Origin of the sequence: Vibrio sp. B181a, from assembly GCF_030248375.1 — a bacterium.
GTDB classification, from domain to species: Bacteria; Pseudomonadota; Gammaproteobacteria; order Enterobacterales; family Vibrionaceae; genus Vibrio; species Vibrio campbellii.
Map to the genome: position 1 here is coordinate 1 of NZ_JAHGAD010000037.1, position 16,069 is coordinate 16,069.

Sequence of the window (16,069 nt, forward strand, 5' to 3'; positions counted from 1 at the left end):
AAACCGATCGGCATTAACTCATTGTTGAGTGGCATTTTTAATATCAAAGCGTAGCTGATTTAATTAAGGACAACTCAACGGGATAGTAGCCACTACATCACTATAATCATCTACCTTAACCGACACGTTATAACTATCGCCCTCAGTCGGAGTATTACATGTAACCGATACATCATACGTACCGTCTAGACTATTGAACTGAGCATCACCGAATGTTGCAATGCCCAACTGATTGATAATGCTACTCGCAAAGCGAACACTAATATTATGCCCTCCATGCGTAATGATGTTGCCAGAGCTGTCTCGTAAGGTAACAGTTATCGTTGTTGAATCTGTTATCGAGGCAGGAGTCGCGCCACTTTGAGCAACATCGACTTGAGTAACAGTGAGCGACACCGTATTTGTCAGTACTAAATCCCCAACGGTAGCACTCACGACATAACTGCCAGCAGTATCTGCAGTAACTGACACCGTGTACGTACCATCACCATTATCTGCAGGAGTACCATAGCTTAGCCCCGTACCTTCCGGGCTCAACACCAAATCACCGTAGCTTTCTGTGTAAGCACTGCCATCAGCTTTCTTTAAAGCAACCGTGATAACTGCACTATGATCGCCACCCACACCAAAGGTAGAAATATCACTTGTGATGGTAGACTGAGAATCACTTGGCGGTAAAGCCTCAAATGTGAGGTTTAGAATGCCAACGGTTCCTGAGTCATAGGTCGCAGTAACAGTGACCTCACCAACAACACTAGAGCTAATGTTGCTTGTGTACACCCCATCGCTAGTATTCACTAAATCAGTCATATCAGCAGAGCCCGCTGTAATCGTGAGCTCAGGACTGTTCGGTGCTGGAACAAACGCATTTCCAGCGTAGTCTTGCAGCGTGATGGTCAATTGAGCAGTACTACTGCCATCTGCCGCGATGGTAGTGATATCGGCTTGCAATGTCGACTGTGATAAATCAATGACGGCATTAAAAGTAAGCTCAATATCGTTAGCCAACTCAGTGCCACCTATGCTCGCACCAAGGGTATAAGTACCTGCGTTCACTGTTGTAAAGACAGCCGTATACGAACCATCACCGTTGTCTGTTTTTGATTCTTCCGTTACCCCACTAGGCACAGAGAATGAAACCTCCCCCGCAGACGATGTGTAATCAGCACCATTGGTGTCTTTTAGCTGAACCGTTACGGTGATCTGGTCACTACCATCTGCATTCGCGGAGTCTTTATCACGGCTGAACGCTGCTGCAGATAGATTTAAGACTTGAGCATAGGACAAAGAAATAGAGCTGGATAACTGGGTTCCCCCAATAGATACTCCTGCTGATTTAGTACCGGAGCTCGAACTAGAGAAACTCACAGTATAAGTACCATCACTATTATCTTGAGAAGTAACGACACTCACGCCTGCTGGTAATGAGAGCTCAAGAGTACCGCCTGAACTTGTGTAGTTGTTACCTTCCGTATCTTTCAATTGAATGGTTACTGTGATCACATCGGATCCGTCGGCATTTGCAGAACTTTTGTCCGCGCTGAACGCTGTATTTGCTAGCTCAAGGACAGGAGAAAATACGATGTCGATTGAATTACTCAATCTGTCGCCAGCTAAAGAGGCACCAATAGTAAAGCTCCCTGAAGTCGTACTTGAATACTTCGCCGTATAGCTTCCATCGCCGTTATCTGTCGAAGAGATCAGAGTCAACCCTGAAGGTTCATCAAACGATAAAGTACCTGCGGAGCTCGTGTAGCTTTGCTCTTCAGAGTCTTTCAGTTGAACCGTCACCGTGATCACTTCACTACCGTCGGCATTTGCAGAACTTTTATCACGAGTAAATTCAGTGTTGCTGAGGTCAAGAACTGGAGTAAATTCAAAGGAAATGGATTCAGCAAATTCACTGCCATCCAGTGATGCCCCGACAGTGTAAGATCCTGAAGTCGAACTCTTGTATTTCACTGTGTAAGAGCCATCCCCATTATCTTGGCTATCAACCTGAGTTAACCCAGTTGGTGTATCGAATGTGACTGTACCGCCAGAGCTGATGTAATCATTCCCTTCTTTGTCTTTTAGCTGCAAGGTGACAGTGATAACGTCAACGCCATCTGCACTAGCTGAACTCTTATCAACTGATAGATCTGCGCTGTCGGTATCTAACACCGGAGTAAACTCGATATCGATGTTATTAGATAACGCACTGCCGGCAATGGAAGCCGTGATATTGAAGGTTTGTGACGTTTTACTAGTGAAGACTGCGGTGTAAGTGCCGTCACCATTATCTTGAGAAGACACCAAAGTTAGCCCTGTGTGCTCGCCAAACGTAATGTCACCACCAGACGATGCATAGTCATTTCCATCCGCATCTTTGAGCTGAACAGTGACCGTTATTTGCTCACTTCCATCAGCATTGGCGGACACTTTATCTCGGCTAAACACGGCATTTGAGAAATCGACCACAGCCACAAATTCCACCGTAGCAGAACCTCCTAATGCATTGCCATCAATCTCTCCGGAGATAACCACTTCTTGCGCTTTTGTTGAGGTTACTTTAGCGCTGTATGTTCCATCACCATTGGAGGTGATATCTGAGATGACTACCCCTTCAGATGGCTCAGCCGTCAATGTAAGAGTGCCGGAGTTTGATTCGCGAGCCGTACCAAACTCATCACGTTCCTGAACAGTAATATTGATTTCTGCGACACCGTCTGCCAGCGCTTCTGTGTTCTCAGCAAAAACGAACGTTTGAAGGTAATCAATCGGTAATTCGGCAAGACAATATTCATTGGAGCTTGGTAACTGAATATCAAAAGTGATCGCATTATCGGCGCTCGTCGTGGCGGTTGTACGTTCACCCCAGTAATAACGGTTCTCAAAATAAGAATAGGCTGAGCCCATGTATTCAATCGACTCGACCGCATCACTTTGCGTGGCGTTACCATCAGAGTCTGTTCTCCCCCATAAATAGTGAGAATAGTCTTGGTTGTACATCCAAAAATACGCCTCAGGTGCTGCTTTAAAGCGCGTGACAGCCATATCATCGCCGGTACATACCAAACGGGTCTTGATGGCTTGTTCAATTTTGTCACAAAGCTGCAGCGACATAAGAGAAATGTTGGTGGTATCTGCTTTGGCAGTAAACTCCACTTGGGCCCAAGTTTGTCCTCCGTAGTAGTAGAGACGATATAACCCGTCTTCGACCAAGTTGGAGAAAGTGATGGTATCTCCATTCATTTGGCCCGAAGTTTCGTAAGAATAACCAGAGTAAAGGTAGTAGTAACCTGAGTCGACGGTTTGAGTTTTCGTTTCATCGATTGGACAAACTAACGATAGTCCGGTTTCGATATCAATACGAGGAGGGTTTACAATATTTAAGGTCGCCTTGAAGGATTTAGTCGAATCACTCGATACACCAAAACAGAAGTCATCGAGATCGAGCCCCTCTGTTCCATCGGCTACTTCAATGACCTCACCGTCCACTTCAATCGACGCTAATAAACTGTTGCCTTGGCTATCCAGCAAATCAAAGTGACCAGCGAAGGCAGGCACTCGATTGATATTTAGCTTCTCAGGGTTATCACCCCAACCCGAAGGTTTGTAAGCCCAACCGCCGCCAGCTTTGGCAAAGGAAAGGCGCAGTTTTTGATTATTGGGGTCACCATTTGCATCCACAACATCGACATCAAGTTGACAGCGATCTTGTCCGTACCAATCCAGATTGTAGTATGAGAGGTGAGTGATTGGTTTCGAGACGGTAAAGGTGTTTTCGTTTTCTTGCTCTATAACGGCATCACCTTCGTAGCGCCATTTACCCGTTGAGTCGGTGTAACTCCAAATAGGGATCGTGCCATCGTCTAACGCCAAAGGCTCGCCCGTTTGCGGGTTCACCGTGGATTTTGGCACTTCAAACTCCAAATTGACGCCTTCTCCATCGAATGAAGACACTTTGTTACCGCTTTCATCGCCAATTTCAATCGCCACAAAACCGGCAGAAATAAAGGTCACGCTGTCAGGTGAGGTGATATCGCTTGGGAGCTCGCCATCAAACCCGTCCGGCGATAAACCACCAGGGAAAAGGTATAGCGGGTTATTCTCATCGTCAGCTAGGCCTTTTGGATCCGCTGAAAATAGCATCATCGAAACAGAAACCTTTCCTACAGGCGTAAAAGGCTGTCCATCTTCACCGATGAATCCTGTTCCTGCAGGAATCGACAACTTAGCGGTCGCACCATCAAGGATTTTACCTCCGTCCGTGCTGTCATCTTTGGTCACTGTTGCAACATCAACGGAAGAGCGGGTCACGTGCCCATCTAGCTCAACACGTTCTTCAACAAATGTGGTCGCCTCCTCCGCTTTTTCTGACTTAGGGACAATCTCAATCCAGTAATTATCCGACATGGTGGTTTGGGTAAGATCAAACACTTGAGAGTTAGAGAAGAAGCCATCACCTCTTACAATCACCGTCATCTTAGCCACTCCACCATTCACATCGCTGGCGTTATCGACGTCAAAGGTGAATGGCACAATTCCAGACTCAGGAACCACCACGACATTACTTTGAAATGCTTCACCTTGATGGAAACCAGCCACTTCTCTTCCTAGAACATCTTGCACTCGAACGGCAAACGTCTCATCCTGATTAGCAACATCAAAAACAAACAGCAGTTCTAGATTGGACATTTCTGTCTCATCGACTCGATTAGAGACGTTAAGTGATAAGCTTTGTTGGTGAGAAATTTGAGATGTTAATGAGGTGGTCGTTTCAGTGATAGAGTCATTACAGCCAAAGACGGTAAATAATGACATTACTCCTATCAAACAATACAACCACGCCCTTCTGCACGTGTTGATCGTAACCATAAACTAGCCTTTATATTTATATGAAACACAATACATATAAATAGCAACTAACTAGTGCACCTGCAGGATGTATGGATAAAATCATACTCAGAGCACATTAAGATGAAACGAATGGTTTGGTATTCATTCTCAGCGTCTTACTTAGATAAAACGAATAAAAAAACACCACATCTTTCAACATGGTGCTTTTTGGGGGAAATTCAGGGGCGGTCTATAGCACGGCTTTGCGGCTTGGTAGGAACACTTCGCCTAACATACAGCGTACAGAGCCACCACCAATCGACTCTATGGTAGAAACGTCAAATGGCAGTAATTTACCGTGTGTCGCTAGTTGATTTCTTTGTGCTGGAGAGAACGCATCGTAAGCTGATTGAGACATAGCAATGACCTTATCGCCGCGTACCGTTTCCAGTTGTAGAATGTTGCCGCAGAACTGGTTCATCTGCTCAAGTGAAATCGAGATAACCTGCTTGTCTTTCGCCAACGATTTAAGCACAAAGCGGCGCTCAAACTCAGGGATCACTTCATCACAAATCACGCAGAACTGCTCACCCACTGCCATCATCACGTTAGTGTGGTAAATCGGCGCGCCAGAAGGCAAACGAGTTTGGAAAGAAATCACGCGATCGTAACCAATACGCTTGGCGTAATCTTCTAAAACCAGACGATCGCAACGCTGTGAGAGCGCGGCATAAACGGTTTTGTTGAAGTGGTCGAACACCATCACGCCCGTACTTTCTAGGTAGGCTTCTTCATCTAGATATTCGGTCAGTGAGTCTTGTTGATGCACTTCTCGACCCGCGTGCGCTAATGCAGCGACCAACGCATCTGGGCGAACCTCATGCTGACGGTTTTCACACGCCATCGGGAAGGTATACAAAGTACCTTCTGGGGTAGTGCTAAACCAGTTATTCGGGAACACTGCATCTGGCGTAGCGATATCAGATTGAGGGTAATCAAACTCAACCACTTGCACGCCTTCGTTTCGCAAGCTCTCAACCATCGCAACAAATTCAGCCATGGTATTACGTGAGACTTCTTCTTGGGTTAGCGATACTTGGTGTTGAAACTCGTTGTCTTGCGCAGTTTCTTCGTTAAAACGAAACTCTTTCGGCGGCACCATCACAACGCAGTTCGCGGTATGATGCAGAGCACTTTGCGTGCTTTCTTCTTTTCCATGTGCATTCTGAGGCACTGATTCGTGTAATAGCATCCAATACATTCCTTTTCACTAGAATGATGAGATTGTAAATTTATTGTTAACTTCAGTTTTGCTGTTTTTAATAATAATTCCCTCACGCAGAAGTAATAATTACTGGAAAAGCCACCATTAACCCGACTTTTTATTGTCACTTTGCCGATTTACTGTTTTGTGACGCGTGAATGGTCATCTCAAGAATAATGCACTAGCGAATTCTTTATAACCAACTAGTTACATTTAAAAAGCAATCGGTTAGACTATTTTTTCGCCTCTCACACATACGCAAAAACGTCTGCTTTTCTGGCTAGCAGACCACAATATGTCTTATCTCATACTCGGTATTAACTGCTTCGTCCAAGGCAGGAAGAATTGATGGATTCAATTACTGAGATGGCAACTATTAACTTTAGGATGAGTTATGTTTAAACGATTTGAAGGCTTTACTGAGCCGTTCCCCAAATCACAGCCTGACCAACCCCCAACCGGGATTTACGCCTTCTTGCGCCATTACACTCGTGGCTTTGAGAAACCGCTGATCATCATGTCGATCATGTCGACGATTGTGGCTATCGTAGAAGTCTCTCTGTTTGGTGCCATGGGTCAGTTGGTTGATTGGCTGTCCACCAGCAACCCAGAAACCTTTTTGCAAGACAACAAAGCGGACCTTATTTTCTACGGCACCTTACTGCTGGTTATCATGCCGATTTTGGTGGTGGTTTACTCGCTGCTGATCCACCAAACTCTGCTGGGTAACTACCCAATGTCGGTTCGCTGGCTTGCGCACCGTTACTTGCTCAATCAAAGTCTGAACTTCTATCAGGATGATTTTGCAGGTCGTGTTGCGACTAAGGTGATGCAAACCTCTCTGGCGGTGCGAGAAACCGTCATGAAGACGATGGATGTTTTCGTCTACGTCTTGGTTTACTTCACCAGCATCATCGTGATGTTGGCCGCCGCTGACTGGCGCTTGATGATCCCAATGTTGGTTTGGCTAATGGCGTACATCGCGATTCAGATCCACTTCGTTCCGAAGCTAAAGGCCGTGGCTACCGAGCAAGCAGATGCACGTTCAACCATGACAGGTCGCATTGTAGACAGCTACACCAACATTCAAACCGTTAAGCTGTTCTCGCACAGTAAACGAGAGACCGAGTACGCCGAAGAAGGCATGAAAGGCTTCTTGAGTACTGTGTATCGCCAAATGCGCTTGGTAACCGGCTTCGACGTTGCGGTGGAGATCTCCAACTATCTATTGGTGTTCTCAGTGGCTGCGCTGTCGATTTATTTGTGGCTGGATAGCGCGATTAGCGTTGGTGCCATTGCGATTGCTGTCAGCTTAGCTTTGCGTATCAACGGCATGTCGATGTGGATTATGTGGGAAGTCGGTGCCCTATTTGAAAACTTGGGTACCGTCGTAGATGGCATGAAGACGCTGTCTAAACCTATCGACATCAAAGACAAAGCCGATGCAAAAGATCTGCAAGTGCCTCAAGGTGGTATTCACTTCGACAACGTGAGCTTCCATTATGGTGAGAAAAAAGGCGTGATTAACAACCTCGACCTTAATATCAAACCGGGTGAGAAAGTGGGCTTAGTTGGGCGCTCTGGCGCAGGTAAATCAACCTTAGTAAACTTGTTATTGCGTTTCCACGATGTGGAAGAAGGCTGCATCAAAATTGATGGGCAAGAAATCTCAAGCGTCACGCAAGATTCTCTGCGCTCGAAGATTGGTATGGTGACACAAGATACTTCCCTGCTGCATCGCTCAATCCGCGATAACATCTTGTATGGCAATCCAGATGCAAGTGAAGAAGACCTGATTAAAGCGACCAAGCAAGCGCACGCACACGAGTTTATCGAAACCCTAACCGACCCGTTTGGTAACGTGGGTTATGACGCACAAGTGGGTGAGCGTGGTGTGAAACTGTCTGGCGGTCAACGCCAGCGTATTGCGATTTCACGCGTGCTGCTAAAAGACGCACCTTTACTGGTGCTTGATGAAGCGACTTCAGCACTAGATTCAGAAGTTGAAGCGGCCATTCAAGAAAGCTTGAACGAGCTAATGCAAGGTAAAACCGTTATCGCCATTGCACACCGTTTGTCGACCATTGCGCAGATGGATCGCTTGATTGTGCTTGATAAAGGCAACATCGTGGAGCAAGGTACGCACAAAGAGCTTATTGCCAACAATGGCATTTATGCTCAGCTTTGGGCACACCAAACGGGTGGTTTCCTTGGCGAAGAGTTAGAGAGTTAATGCGCTTCAATACCAATAAATACCCCAACAAAAGCGGCGCTCTAAGCGCCGTTTTTTATACGATTTTGCTATATCCACTTAAGCCATCCAATATTTCACCACACACATTTAGTGATCAAGATCACTAAAAATCTCACTTATGAAACACTTTTATGGGTGCAAGTCACAAAATTTCTGGTAGTATAGCGCCCCGTTGCGTAATCGTTAGCAGTGGACACAACGCAGAGTAGCAAGCTGGATTCATTTGTAATTTCACTTTTTGAGAAACAGCTATACTCAATCGATGGCTTAGTTATTAATCTAATAATAAGGTAATTAGCTTATGTGTAAATGTGGTTCAATGCAGATCGTACAAGTAAAACAAAGTTGGGCGGATAAATTATTCGGCTACTCAGAGCGCTGGAAATGCCAACTTTGCCGTAAGGTCTTCCGCTTCTAAAAGCACAATAAAAAATAATCTTAGAGTTTCTAAGAAAAAGCAGTGGCCCGACAATGATTGTCGGGTTTTGTTTTTTGGCGCATTCCAATTCTCCCTCCCCAAATAAATCCAAGTGAGCTCAACCTAGCATCTACCTATCGCTTAGGTATAAAATCATGCCCACTTATTACTTCATCAATTCATAAATAATCGGTCACTATGAACAAAAGTTTGCTGACTAATATCCTTGCTATCGCCATGATGGGTGCGGGATATCACATTCAAAATGATTACCTTTGGTACGCGGGTCTGTTCGCTTTTTCTGGCGCTATCACTAACTGGCTAGCCATTCATATGCTATTTGAAAAAGTACCCGGCTTATACGGATCAGGCGTCATTCCAGCACGTTTTGAAGAATTTAAATTGGCCATCAAAAACTTGATGATGGAGCAATTCTTTACTGAAGCAAACATCGACCGTTTCCTAAATAAAGAAATGGCAGGCGGCATGAAAATTAACCTTGAGCCTGTGATCGAGAAAGTCGATTTAAACCCAGCCTTTGATTCATTGGTCGAAGTCATCGAAGGCTCTCAGTTTGGTGGCATGCTTGCAATGTTTGGCGGTGCAGAAGCACTGCAACCCATGCGCCAACCGTTCGTGGAAAAGATGCAAGAGTCGATTATTGAGCTAAGTAAGAGCGACACCATTAAGGAAGCACTAAAAGAGCAAATGGAATCGCCTGCAATGATGGATGAAATCAAGCAGAACATTGAAAGCATCATTGACCAGCGCCTGAGTGAGCTGACACCCGCTTTGGTTAAAGAAATCGTGCAGAAGATGATTAAAGAGCACCTTGGTTGGCTCGTGGTTTGGGGCGGTGTGTTTGGTGGCCTTATCGGTGTACTAACCACATTCGTAAGCGCATAAAAAACTAACCAGAACTTGATATACGAAAGGAGCCTCATGGCTCCTTTTTTGTGTCTGATATCGACGTATCCCCACTCTTATTAACCGAGTAATTCAGGGTTCACACCAAATCCCGTCTTATGTTCTTCGATAACAACTTCACTTCGAGTTTGGATCACGCCCGGTAGTGTCCCAAGCTTACTCGACATAAATTCCTGATAAGCCTTCATGTTCTTTACTCGAACTTTAATCATGGTGTCGAAATCACCTGACAACGAATAACACTCTTCAATTTCAGGCATGAGCTCTACCGCTTTGGCAAATTTCTCGAAAATCGAGAAGCTGGTTTGATCAAGACGAATATGAATAAACACCTGTACATCTAGGCCAAGCTTCTCTGCATTGAGCTCTGCATGATAGCCATTTATGTAGCCTTCTTTCTCCAGCCTTTTTACGCGTTCAGAGCATGGTGATGTGGTCAAGTTCACTTGCTTTGCTAATTCCACCACTGGAATTCGCCCTCGAGAATGCAACACTCTCAAAATTTGTAAATCAATTCTATCTAGTTGATAACTCATTAACCACATCCTTGTAACAACCCAGGAGCCACCAGATTAATAGTAACTATTCAGTTTGCAAATAGTGAAATATACATCGTGTGAAACCCATATGAATTTAACGATTGCCCCGTACAAAAAAGCACCAACCGTTCCAAAAATGAAAACTTTTATGTGTGTAATTTATAAATACATTGAGCAAACTAGGTAACTTTATTTATTAGATAAATTTGTTAACAAAAAAATGGAATGGTGAACTTTGAAGAGAAAAATATGAGCTTTTAAGAAAAGAATTGAGCCAAATTGTAAGGCAATAATAGGCAAAAATATCAAGGAGAAAGCAATGTTAACCCTACAACTCGCGTACAAGCCGTTTGGTGTTGGCGAATGGACGTACACGACCGTTTCGCACGAGGTCGCAAAGTCACTGGCGTCTGAATATGCCTCTTATGGCTGGCCAGTCATGATCGATGGATTACCTTTCGCAACAGAAAAAGAGCTGGCTGCTTAAACGCCGATTACATGATCGCTGATGTCTGTCGCGCTGGATGCTGAACCACTTCACCAATAGCGCGATGGTTACAACAGCGACAGTAGTATTGTGGTTCCATCTCGTAATAATGTTCACCAGTCACGAACTTGGCCATTAATTGTGTGAAGCTCACCACTTTCCCTGTCAGTGTTTGGATTTGCTCTGGTTCACAACGCTTCATGATCACTTTGTGCTGCGTTGCTCTTCTACAAGCTGAGCAATAGATATCCGGCATTACAATCTCTCCCTGTATTTTTCGTTACTACTGACAATTGACATATTTTGTTCAAAATAATTCCACAATAAAAAAGCCCCTTCTCTTTTTTGTGTCCTAACTCCAAAAATTCCCGTACACGCACCCGAAAACTGAGACCTTGGTCAGTCCGCCTGCTTTCGGACCGAACAACGAAAAATAACACCTATGTATGCAATACAATGAACCATCACACATTACATATTATTGAGTGCTTATCTTTACATTTCTCTACAGAAAACTTCACACATTGGATTGAAATAGAAATAAGGGGGTCGTTATGCGAATTTAAGCAATTTACAGTGTGAATTATGTCCTAATCAGGTCAAATTTCATGTGCAGAATGTAATTTCAAAACACATGCTAGACTTCATCAAACCATCACCAGACGCGTTAGTGGTCGCGACTTAGTAGTGTCTCACAATCGCTCCCTCTTAGCGCGGTGTTTAACGTGATTCGCGGTGCCCAACCCAGAACCAATGAAGCGGGTGTTCAATTCCCATTTAGCGATTTAAGATACTTGGATGCTACTTCTGACCAGATCTTGATGTCTGGAGCACCCAATCCGTGAGGTAAAACCAAGATGCCAGCACAACCCACTCTCTTCACCGAACGACTTATTCTTCGCCCATTTCATCACAACGATTGTGAGCGTGTAGCTTTGCTCGCTGGTGAAAAAATCATCGCAGATATGACCGCTAACGTCCCACACCCTTACGAACCACCAATGGCAAAAACATGGATAGATGGGCATGGCCCTATGTTCTATGAGCGCAGAGGTGTCGTCTATGCCATTACATCACGTAGCACAGGGGAACTGCTTGGTGCGGTGAGTTTACCGAGAATAGAAGACGGGTACGGTACATTGGGATATTGGATTGGCGTGCCTTACTGGGGAAAGGGTTATGCTTTTGAAGCATCTAAAACCCTAGTTGAGTTTGCTCAATCATATTTCGAACTCGTCGGTATTCGTGTGATGCACTTAGCAGAGAATCAACGCTCAAAGTCAGTGATAAAGAAACTAAATGTGCCTTATATAGGAAACAAAATCCTTGGTATGCAAGGCGTAGAACGCGAAGTTTGCGTCTACCAATGCAGATTTGATGCGAATAACTAAACCTGAAAGCGTTCCGCAAACTAAAGAAAGCATTGAGTGTACGGTGGGACTTGCCTCTTAGATTTGTTGTTCAGCGAAACTAAGCGGCTCTCATCGTGACATTATGATGTGCAAAAGATAACTAGATGGAACATGGAGTCATTGGCATGGAAAGCCTCGCAAAATATCTCAATCAACAAGGGTTCCGCTGTCATGCGCTAGATCGAAAGGTCAAAGTAGAACTCGGTAGCTTCGGGCAGTTTGTTTACATTGTAAAAGATTACCAACGCGGTTGTTATATCGTTCAAAGTCACGTAACCATACAACTGATAAGCTTTGTTTTAATGTTTGGTGTTGGCTTATATGGTTTGGCTGCTCAAGGAAGTGCTCTTAGTGCGGTGATTGCAGCGATTTCTCTTGGCGGCTTAATCAACCTAATCTTAATCGAAGTAAAAACGCTTCCACTTAAACGAAACTTACAACAACTATCGAATATAGGCTTAGAAGAGGTGGAGAATAGTCATTGATACGCTACACCACGAAGGAGCCCTATCAGTTTCCTCACACTTACTCCGATAAAAGTGGTTAGCGCAATAAATAAAATAACTTGAACATAAGAGTGATAACTGAGAATGCTTAATACAAAAAAGCCAGCAGTGATGCTGGCTTTTCTCTCTCTTAGTCTTGAGCGACTTTCACGCGAATCTTGCTTTTCGCTACGCTGGTCATGTTCAGCGCTTCCAGTGCAGCAATCGCTTCTGCTTCATCTGGCATGATCACAAAGCCGAAGCCTTTTGATAAACCGGTTTCTTGATCAAGAACCAATGTACAAAGTTCCACTTTGCCGTGCTCAGAGAACAGTGCACGCATGTCTTGCTCAGTCGTTTGACGAGCCAAGTTTCTTACTAAAAGTTTCATAATGAACCTAGTGATTTGAATAACCATACAATTCTCTCAGGTTCTTCCAAGCAAACCAAGTGAATAATATTGTGCGAACAACTAGATCATTCTAAGTACATCTGTTTAAATGATTTTTCGTTTATTTTTCACCCAAAGGAGAGCCGGAATGGAAACGAAACGTCTTAAGCTAATTCCCGCTTGTTTAGAGCGTGCAGAAGAGGCACATCAAGCGGTATTACGAAGCCAAAAGACACTCGAAGTGTATCTTCCTTGGGTACCACATGTGCTCACACTAGAGGCCATGATTGAGGGAACAGAAAAAGCCATCGCGAACTTTGAAAATTTCGAAGAGGAATTACGTTATTTCATCATTGAAAAAGAGAGTGATCGCTTAATTGGTGCCGTTGGCTTAATGATTAAAGATCAGGAAGTACCCTCATTTGAAATCGGTTACTGGCAGGATGATAGCGCTGTAGGTAATGGCTACATTTCCGAAGCAGTGCTTGAACTAGAGCGCTACGCGTTCGAGGACCTTGGTGCGAGACGCATTGCGATTACCGCAGATGCAAGCAATGCTAAAAGCCGTGCGGTCGCAGAGCGTTGCGGTTATGACTTTGAAGGTGAGCTTAGACACGATCGTGTTTCTACCTCAGGGGAACTGAGTAACACGGTGGTTTACGCCAAAATCCGTCACTAAAAGCAAAAAAGCCCGCGATAGTCGCGGGCTTTGTTTTCACTTGAGAATGATTAGTCTAGCTCAACCAATTTCTTCTCGTATTCTTTGTGTTGCTCAAGTACTTCTTGCGCTGCACCACCGGTCATTTTGCTCACCACCACGATAGCGATGGTAGAGAAGATGATGCCCGGTACGATTTCGTAAACGTCGAACCAACCGCCTGTTAGCTGTTTCCAAACCACGATAGTCACGCCACCAATTAGGATACCTGCTAGTGCGCCGTTACGGTTCATACCACTCCAGTAAAGGCTAAGCACAACTGCTGGACCAAACGCAGCACCAAAGCCTGCCCAAGCGTAAGATACAAGACCAAGAACAGAGCTGTCTGGCGTCATTGCTAGGAATAGCGCGATAAGAGAAATCACGATAACGCCCACACGACCAATCATGACCACTTCTTCAGACGTTGCATCTGGCTTAATCACTTGCTTGTAGAAGTCTTCTGCTAGAGCAGATGAAGATACTAGAAGCTGTGAATCCGCAGTACTCATTACCGCCGCTAGGATTGCCGCCAATAGGATACCTGCAATCACTGGGTGGAATACCGTGTTCACCAATAGCATGAAGATTTTCTCACCATCATCAACCTGCATACCAGGGTGACCAGTTACCCACACTAGACCAACAAGACCAACTAGCATTGCACCCGCCATAGAAAGCGCAGTCCAACCCACAGCGATACGACGCGCTGTTGTTAGGTCTTTGTTTGAACGAGAAGCTTTAAAACGCGCTAGGATGTGCGGCTGACCAAAGTAACCAAGACCCCATGCCACCAAAGAGATGATCGCGACAGCCGATAGAGGCTCACCTTTTACGTCGTTCCATAGCGTTAATAGCTCTGGGTTGATGTTGTGCATATCCGTCGCTAGTTGGCCTAGGCCACCATCCATAACGGCAACAGGCACGATCATTAGCGCCGCCGCCATCAATAGACCTTGTACCAAGTCCGTCCAAGATACCGCTAGGAAACCACCAAATAGCGTGTATGAAACCACACACACCGTACCAACGATAACGGCAATGCTGTAATCCAAGCCGAATACGGTCTCAAACAGTTTACCACCTGCTACCAAGCCTGAGCTGGTGTAGAAAAGGAAGAATAGAAGAATGAAGAACGCAGAGATTGTCTGAATCAGTTTCGACTTATCGTTAAAGCGACGCGACAGGAATTCAGGCAGCGTTAGTGCATCCGTTTGAATGCTGTACGTACGTAGGCGTTTTGCACTGATTAACCAGTTTAGCCATGTACCCACAAGCAGACCACCTGCTAGCCAGAATGCTTCAATACCTGCTGCATACGCATACCCCGGAAGACCAAGTAGCAACCAGCCACTCATGTCTGATGCGCCCGCAGAAAGTGCCGCTGGCCATGGACCAAGGCTACGACCACCTAGGAAGTAGTCAGATGAATTGGAAGTCCTCTTATACGCGTAAACGCCAATGGCAACCATAATTAGTAAGTACGCCACGAAAGTGGTCGTGATAGCAAAGCTATTTTCTATCATTTGATAGTCCTCGTTATAATTATTTCCTTCCTTGCCCTCTTTGATATTTTGCCATCGCAGCAATACATCAAAGCAAGAGATACCAACCCGAGTAAGCTCTCAGGCTCTTTTGATTCAGATTGGTATCACAAGTCAGGTTAGTGGGAGTCGCTTCCCAACTCGAGTAGAGTCGCGTTACCGCCCACTGCTGTAATATTTATCGTTCGAGTACGCTCGGTAATGAAGCGCAACGACAGATGAGGATCATGAGTCAATGTCGGTGACTCTAAATCCGTTTCAGAAACTAAGCCGACGATGGCACCGTCACGCTTAGCCAGTTGCAGGTTAAGCGCGTGCTCAACCTGTGAATGCCCAACATAACCCACACTACGTACGTCACTGTCTAACAACGGGGAAGACGCATCGTACGCAACCACTTGGACTAAGTTAGATGGGAAGTTTGCTGACGCCACAGCATGCTTAACCAATTGATTAAGCTCTGCATTGTCACTGCAAATCACCACACTGTTGCCTGCAATCAAAGCACAGGTGATCATTGCAAATGTGCTGTACAGTGCGTTCTCTGTGTGTTCTAGGTTGTTTTCACAAACGACCAAAGCCACACCGCGACCCGCTGTGTACAGCTCGTTAGTTTCGCCCGTAGGACCCACTAACTGATGAGTTTCTGCCAACAGAGACGACGCTTGCTGTAAGTGGTAAGACACCACTTTGCCAACCACGCTATGCTGCTCTTCAATGGCAGATTTAAATGCCAGCAAATGCTCGCATTTGTAATCAAAATCGGTCAGATTCCACTGCTCCCACGCAGAGAATGCATCTTTAAAAAACGTGATCTGATGAACCATAAT

The 16,069-nt window shown here is 45.1% G+C and carries 13 protein-coding genes; 6 read left to right on the forward strand and 7 right to left on the reverse strand.

Features of this window, described 5'->3' with window-relative positions:
* Window positions 1-63: 63 nt before the first annotated feature.
* Complete coding sequence (locus KIO97_RS16490; protein WP_285383462.1) at window positions 64-4,806, reverse strand: Ig-like domain-containing protein; 4,743 nt, start codon at window positions 4,804-4,806, stop codon at window positions 64-66.
* A gap of 265 nt (window positions 4,807-5,071) precedes the next feature.
* Window positions 5,072-6,073: an arginine deiminase-related protein gene (locus tag KIO97_RS16495; RefSeq protein WP_285383463.1), complete on the reverse strand. Its 1,002-nt coding sequence runs from the start codon at window positions 6,071-6,073 to the stop codon at window positions 5,072-5,074.
* Window positions 6,074-6,479: 406 nt separating this feature from the next.
* Between KIO97_RS16495 and KIO97_RS16500 the strand changes: the two genes are divergently transcribed.
* Entirely contained in the window at window positions 6,480-8,318 is a 1,839-nt protein-coding gene (locus tag KIO97_RS16500; RefSeq protein WP_285383464.1) for an ABC transporter ATP-binding protein, read from the forward strand.
* Window positions 8,319-8,955: 637 nt separating this feature from the next.
* On the forward strand, window positions 8,956-9,663 hold the full coding sequence (locus KIO97_RS16505; protein ID WP_038888680.1) for a DUF445 domain-containing protein: 708 nt from the start codon (window positions 8,956-8,958) through the stop codon (window positions 9,661-9,663).
* 80 nt (window positions 9,664-9,743) lie between these two features.
* Here the strand turns inward: KIO97_RS16505 and KIO97_RS16510 are convergent, their stop codons facing one another.
* Window positions 9,744-10,220 carry an Lrp/AsnC family transcriptional regulator gene (locus KIO97_RS16510; protein ID WP_005449899.1) on the reverse strand — a complete coding sequence of 159 codons (477 nt, stop codon included), beginning with the start codon at window positions 10,218-10,220 and terminating at the stop codon, window positions 9,744-9,746.
* A 322-nt stretch (window positions 10,221-10,542) separates the two neighbouring features.
* Between KIO97_RS16510 and KIO97_RS16515 the strand changes: the two genes are divergently transcribed.
* Window positions 10,543-10,710, forward strand: a complete 168-nt coding sequence (locus tag KIO97_RS16515) for a hypothetical protein (protein ID WP_005428989.1) — start codon at window positions 10,543-10,545, stop codon at window positions 10,708-10,710.
* 7 nt (window positions 10,711-10,717) lie between these two features.
* Here KIO97_RS16515 and KIO97_RS16520 read toward each other — a convergent pair whose 3' ends face one another.
* Window positions 10,718-10,966, reverse strand: coding sequence for a hypothetical protein (locus KIO97_RS16520; protein WP_038888678.1), 249 nt, complete (start codon window positions 10,964-10,966; stop codon window positions 10,718-10,720).
* 601 nt (window positions 10,967-11,567) lie between these two features.
* On the opposite strand from KIO97_RS16520, the gene KIO97_RS16525 reads away from it, so the two are divergent.
* Both KIO97_RS16525 and KIO97_RS16530 read left to right on the forward strand, forming a co-directional pair.
* Entirely contained in the window at window positions 11,568-12,101 is a 534-nt protein-coding gene (locus KIO97_RS16525; protein WP_050904669.1) for a GNAT family N-acetyltransferase, read from the forward strand.
* 125 nt (window positions 12,102-12,226) lie between these two features.
* The gene (locus KIO97_RS16530; RefSeq protein ID WP_285383465.1) at window positions 12,227-12,607 is read left to right on the forward strand and encodes a hypothetical protein; all 381 of its coding nucleotides are present in this window, start codon (window positions 12,227-12,229) and stop codon (window positions 12,605-12,607) included.
* 151 nt (window positions 12,608-12,758) lie between these two features.
* On the opposite strand, the gene KIO97_RS16535 is transcribed toward KIO97_RS16530, so the two are convergent.
* The gene (locus tag KIO97_RS16535) at window positions 12,759-12,998 is read right to left on the reverse strand and encodes a hypothetical protein (protein ID WP_005428980.1); all 240 of its coding nucleotides are present in this window, start codon (window positions 12,996-12,998) and stop codon (window positions 12,759-12,761) included.
* A 148-nt stretch (window positions 12,999-13,146) separates the two neighbouring features.
* Between KIO97_RS16535 and KIO97_RS16540 the strand changes: the two genes are divergently transcribed.
* A complete protein-coding gene (locus KIO97_RS16540) occupies window positions 13,147-13,677 on the forward strand; it encodes a GNAT family N-acetyltransferase (protein ID WP_038888673.1) in 531 nt (176 codons plus the stop codon).
* A gap of 50 nt (window positions 13,678-13,727) precedes the next feature.
* Here KIO97_RS16540 and putP read toward each other — a convergent pair whose 3' ends face one another.
* Both putP and KIO97_RS16550 read right to left on the reverse strand, forming a co-directional pair.
* Window positions 13,728-15,221, reverse strand: coding sequence for a sodium/proline symporter PutP (gene putP / locus KIO97_RS16545; protein WP_045371327.1), 1,494 nt, complete (start codon window positions 15,219-15,221; stop codon window positions 13,728-13,730).
* A gap of 137 nt (window positions 15,222-15,358) precedes the next feature.
* Window positions 15,359-16,066: a 1-pyrroline-5-carboxylate dehydrogenase gene (locus KIO97_RS16550; RefSeq protein WP_038888670.1), complete on the reverse strand. Its 708-nt coding sequence runs from the start codon at window positions 16,064-16,066 to the stop codon at window positions 15,359-15,361.
* Window positions 16,067-16,069 lie beyond the last annotated feature (3 nt).

Excerpts from the sequence above, each read along its gene's own strand:
- KIO97_RS16550 (WP_038888670.1), bottom strand. The coding sequence starts at position 16,066 with ATGGTTCATCAGATCACGTTTTTTAAAGATGCATTCTCTGCGTGGGAG.
- KIO97_RS16490 (WP_285383462.1), bottom strand. The coding sequence starts at position 4,806 with ATGTCATTATTTACCGTCTTTGGCTGTAATGACTCTATCACTGAAACG.
- KIO97_RS16520 (WP_038888678.1), bottom strand. The coding sequence starts at position 10,966 with ATGCCGGATATCTATTGCTCAGCTTGTAGAAGAGCAACGCAGCACAAA.
- KIO97_RS16495 (WP_285383463.1), bottom strand. The coding sequence starts at position 6,073 with ATGCTATTACACGAATCAGTGCCTCAGAATGCACATGGAAAAGAAGAA.
- KIO97_RS16515 (WP_005428989.1), top strand. The coding sequence starts at position 10,543 with ATGTTAACCCTACAACTCGCGTACAAGCCGTTTGGTGTTGGCGAATGG.
- KIO97_RS16530 (WP_285383465.1), top strand. The coding sequence starts at position 12,227 with ATGGAACATGGAGTCATTGGCATGGAAAGCCTCGCAAAATATCTCAAT.
- KIO97_RS16500 (WP_285383464.1), top strand. The coding sequence starts at position 6,480 with ATGTTTAAACGATTTGAAGGCTTTACTGAGCCGTTCCCCAAATCACAG.
- putP (WP_045371327.1), bottom strand. The coding sequence starts at position 15,221 with ATGATAGAAAATAGCTTTGCTATCACGACCACTTTCGTGGCGTACTTA.
- KIO97_RS16505 (WP_038888680.1), top strand. The coding sequence starts at position 8,956 with ATGAACAAAAGTTTGCTGACTAATATCCTTGCTATCGCCATGATGGGT.
- KIO97_RS16535 (WP_005428980.1), bottom strand. The coding sequence starts at position 12,998 with ATGAAACTTTTAGTAAGAAACTTGGCTCGTCAAACGACTGAGCAAGAC.
- KIO97_RS16510 (WP_005449899.1), bottom strand. The coding sequence starts at position 10,220 with ATGAGTTATCAACTAGATAGAATTGATTTACAAATTTTGAGAGTGTTG.
- KIO97_RS16525 (WP_050904669.1), top strand. The coding sequence starts at position 11,568 with ATGCCAGCACAACCCACTCTCTTCACCGAACGACTTATTCTTCGCCCA.
- KIO97_RS16540 (WP_038888673.1), top strand. The coding sequence starts at position 13,147 with ATGGAAACGAAACGTCTTAAGCTAATTCCCGCTTGTTTAGAGCGTGCA.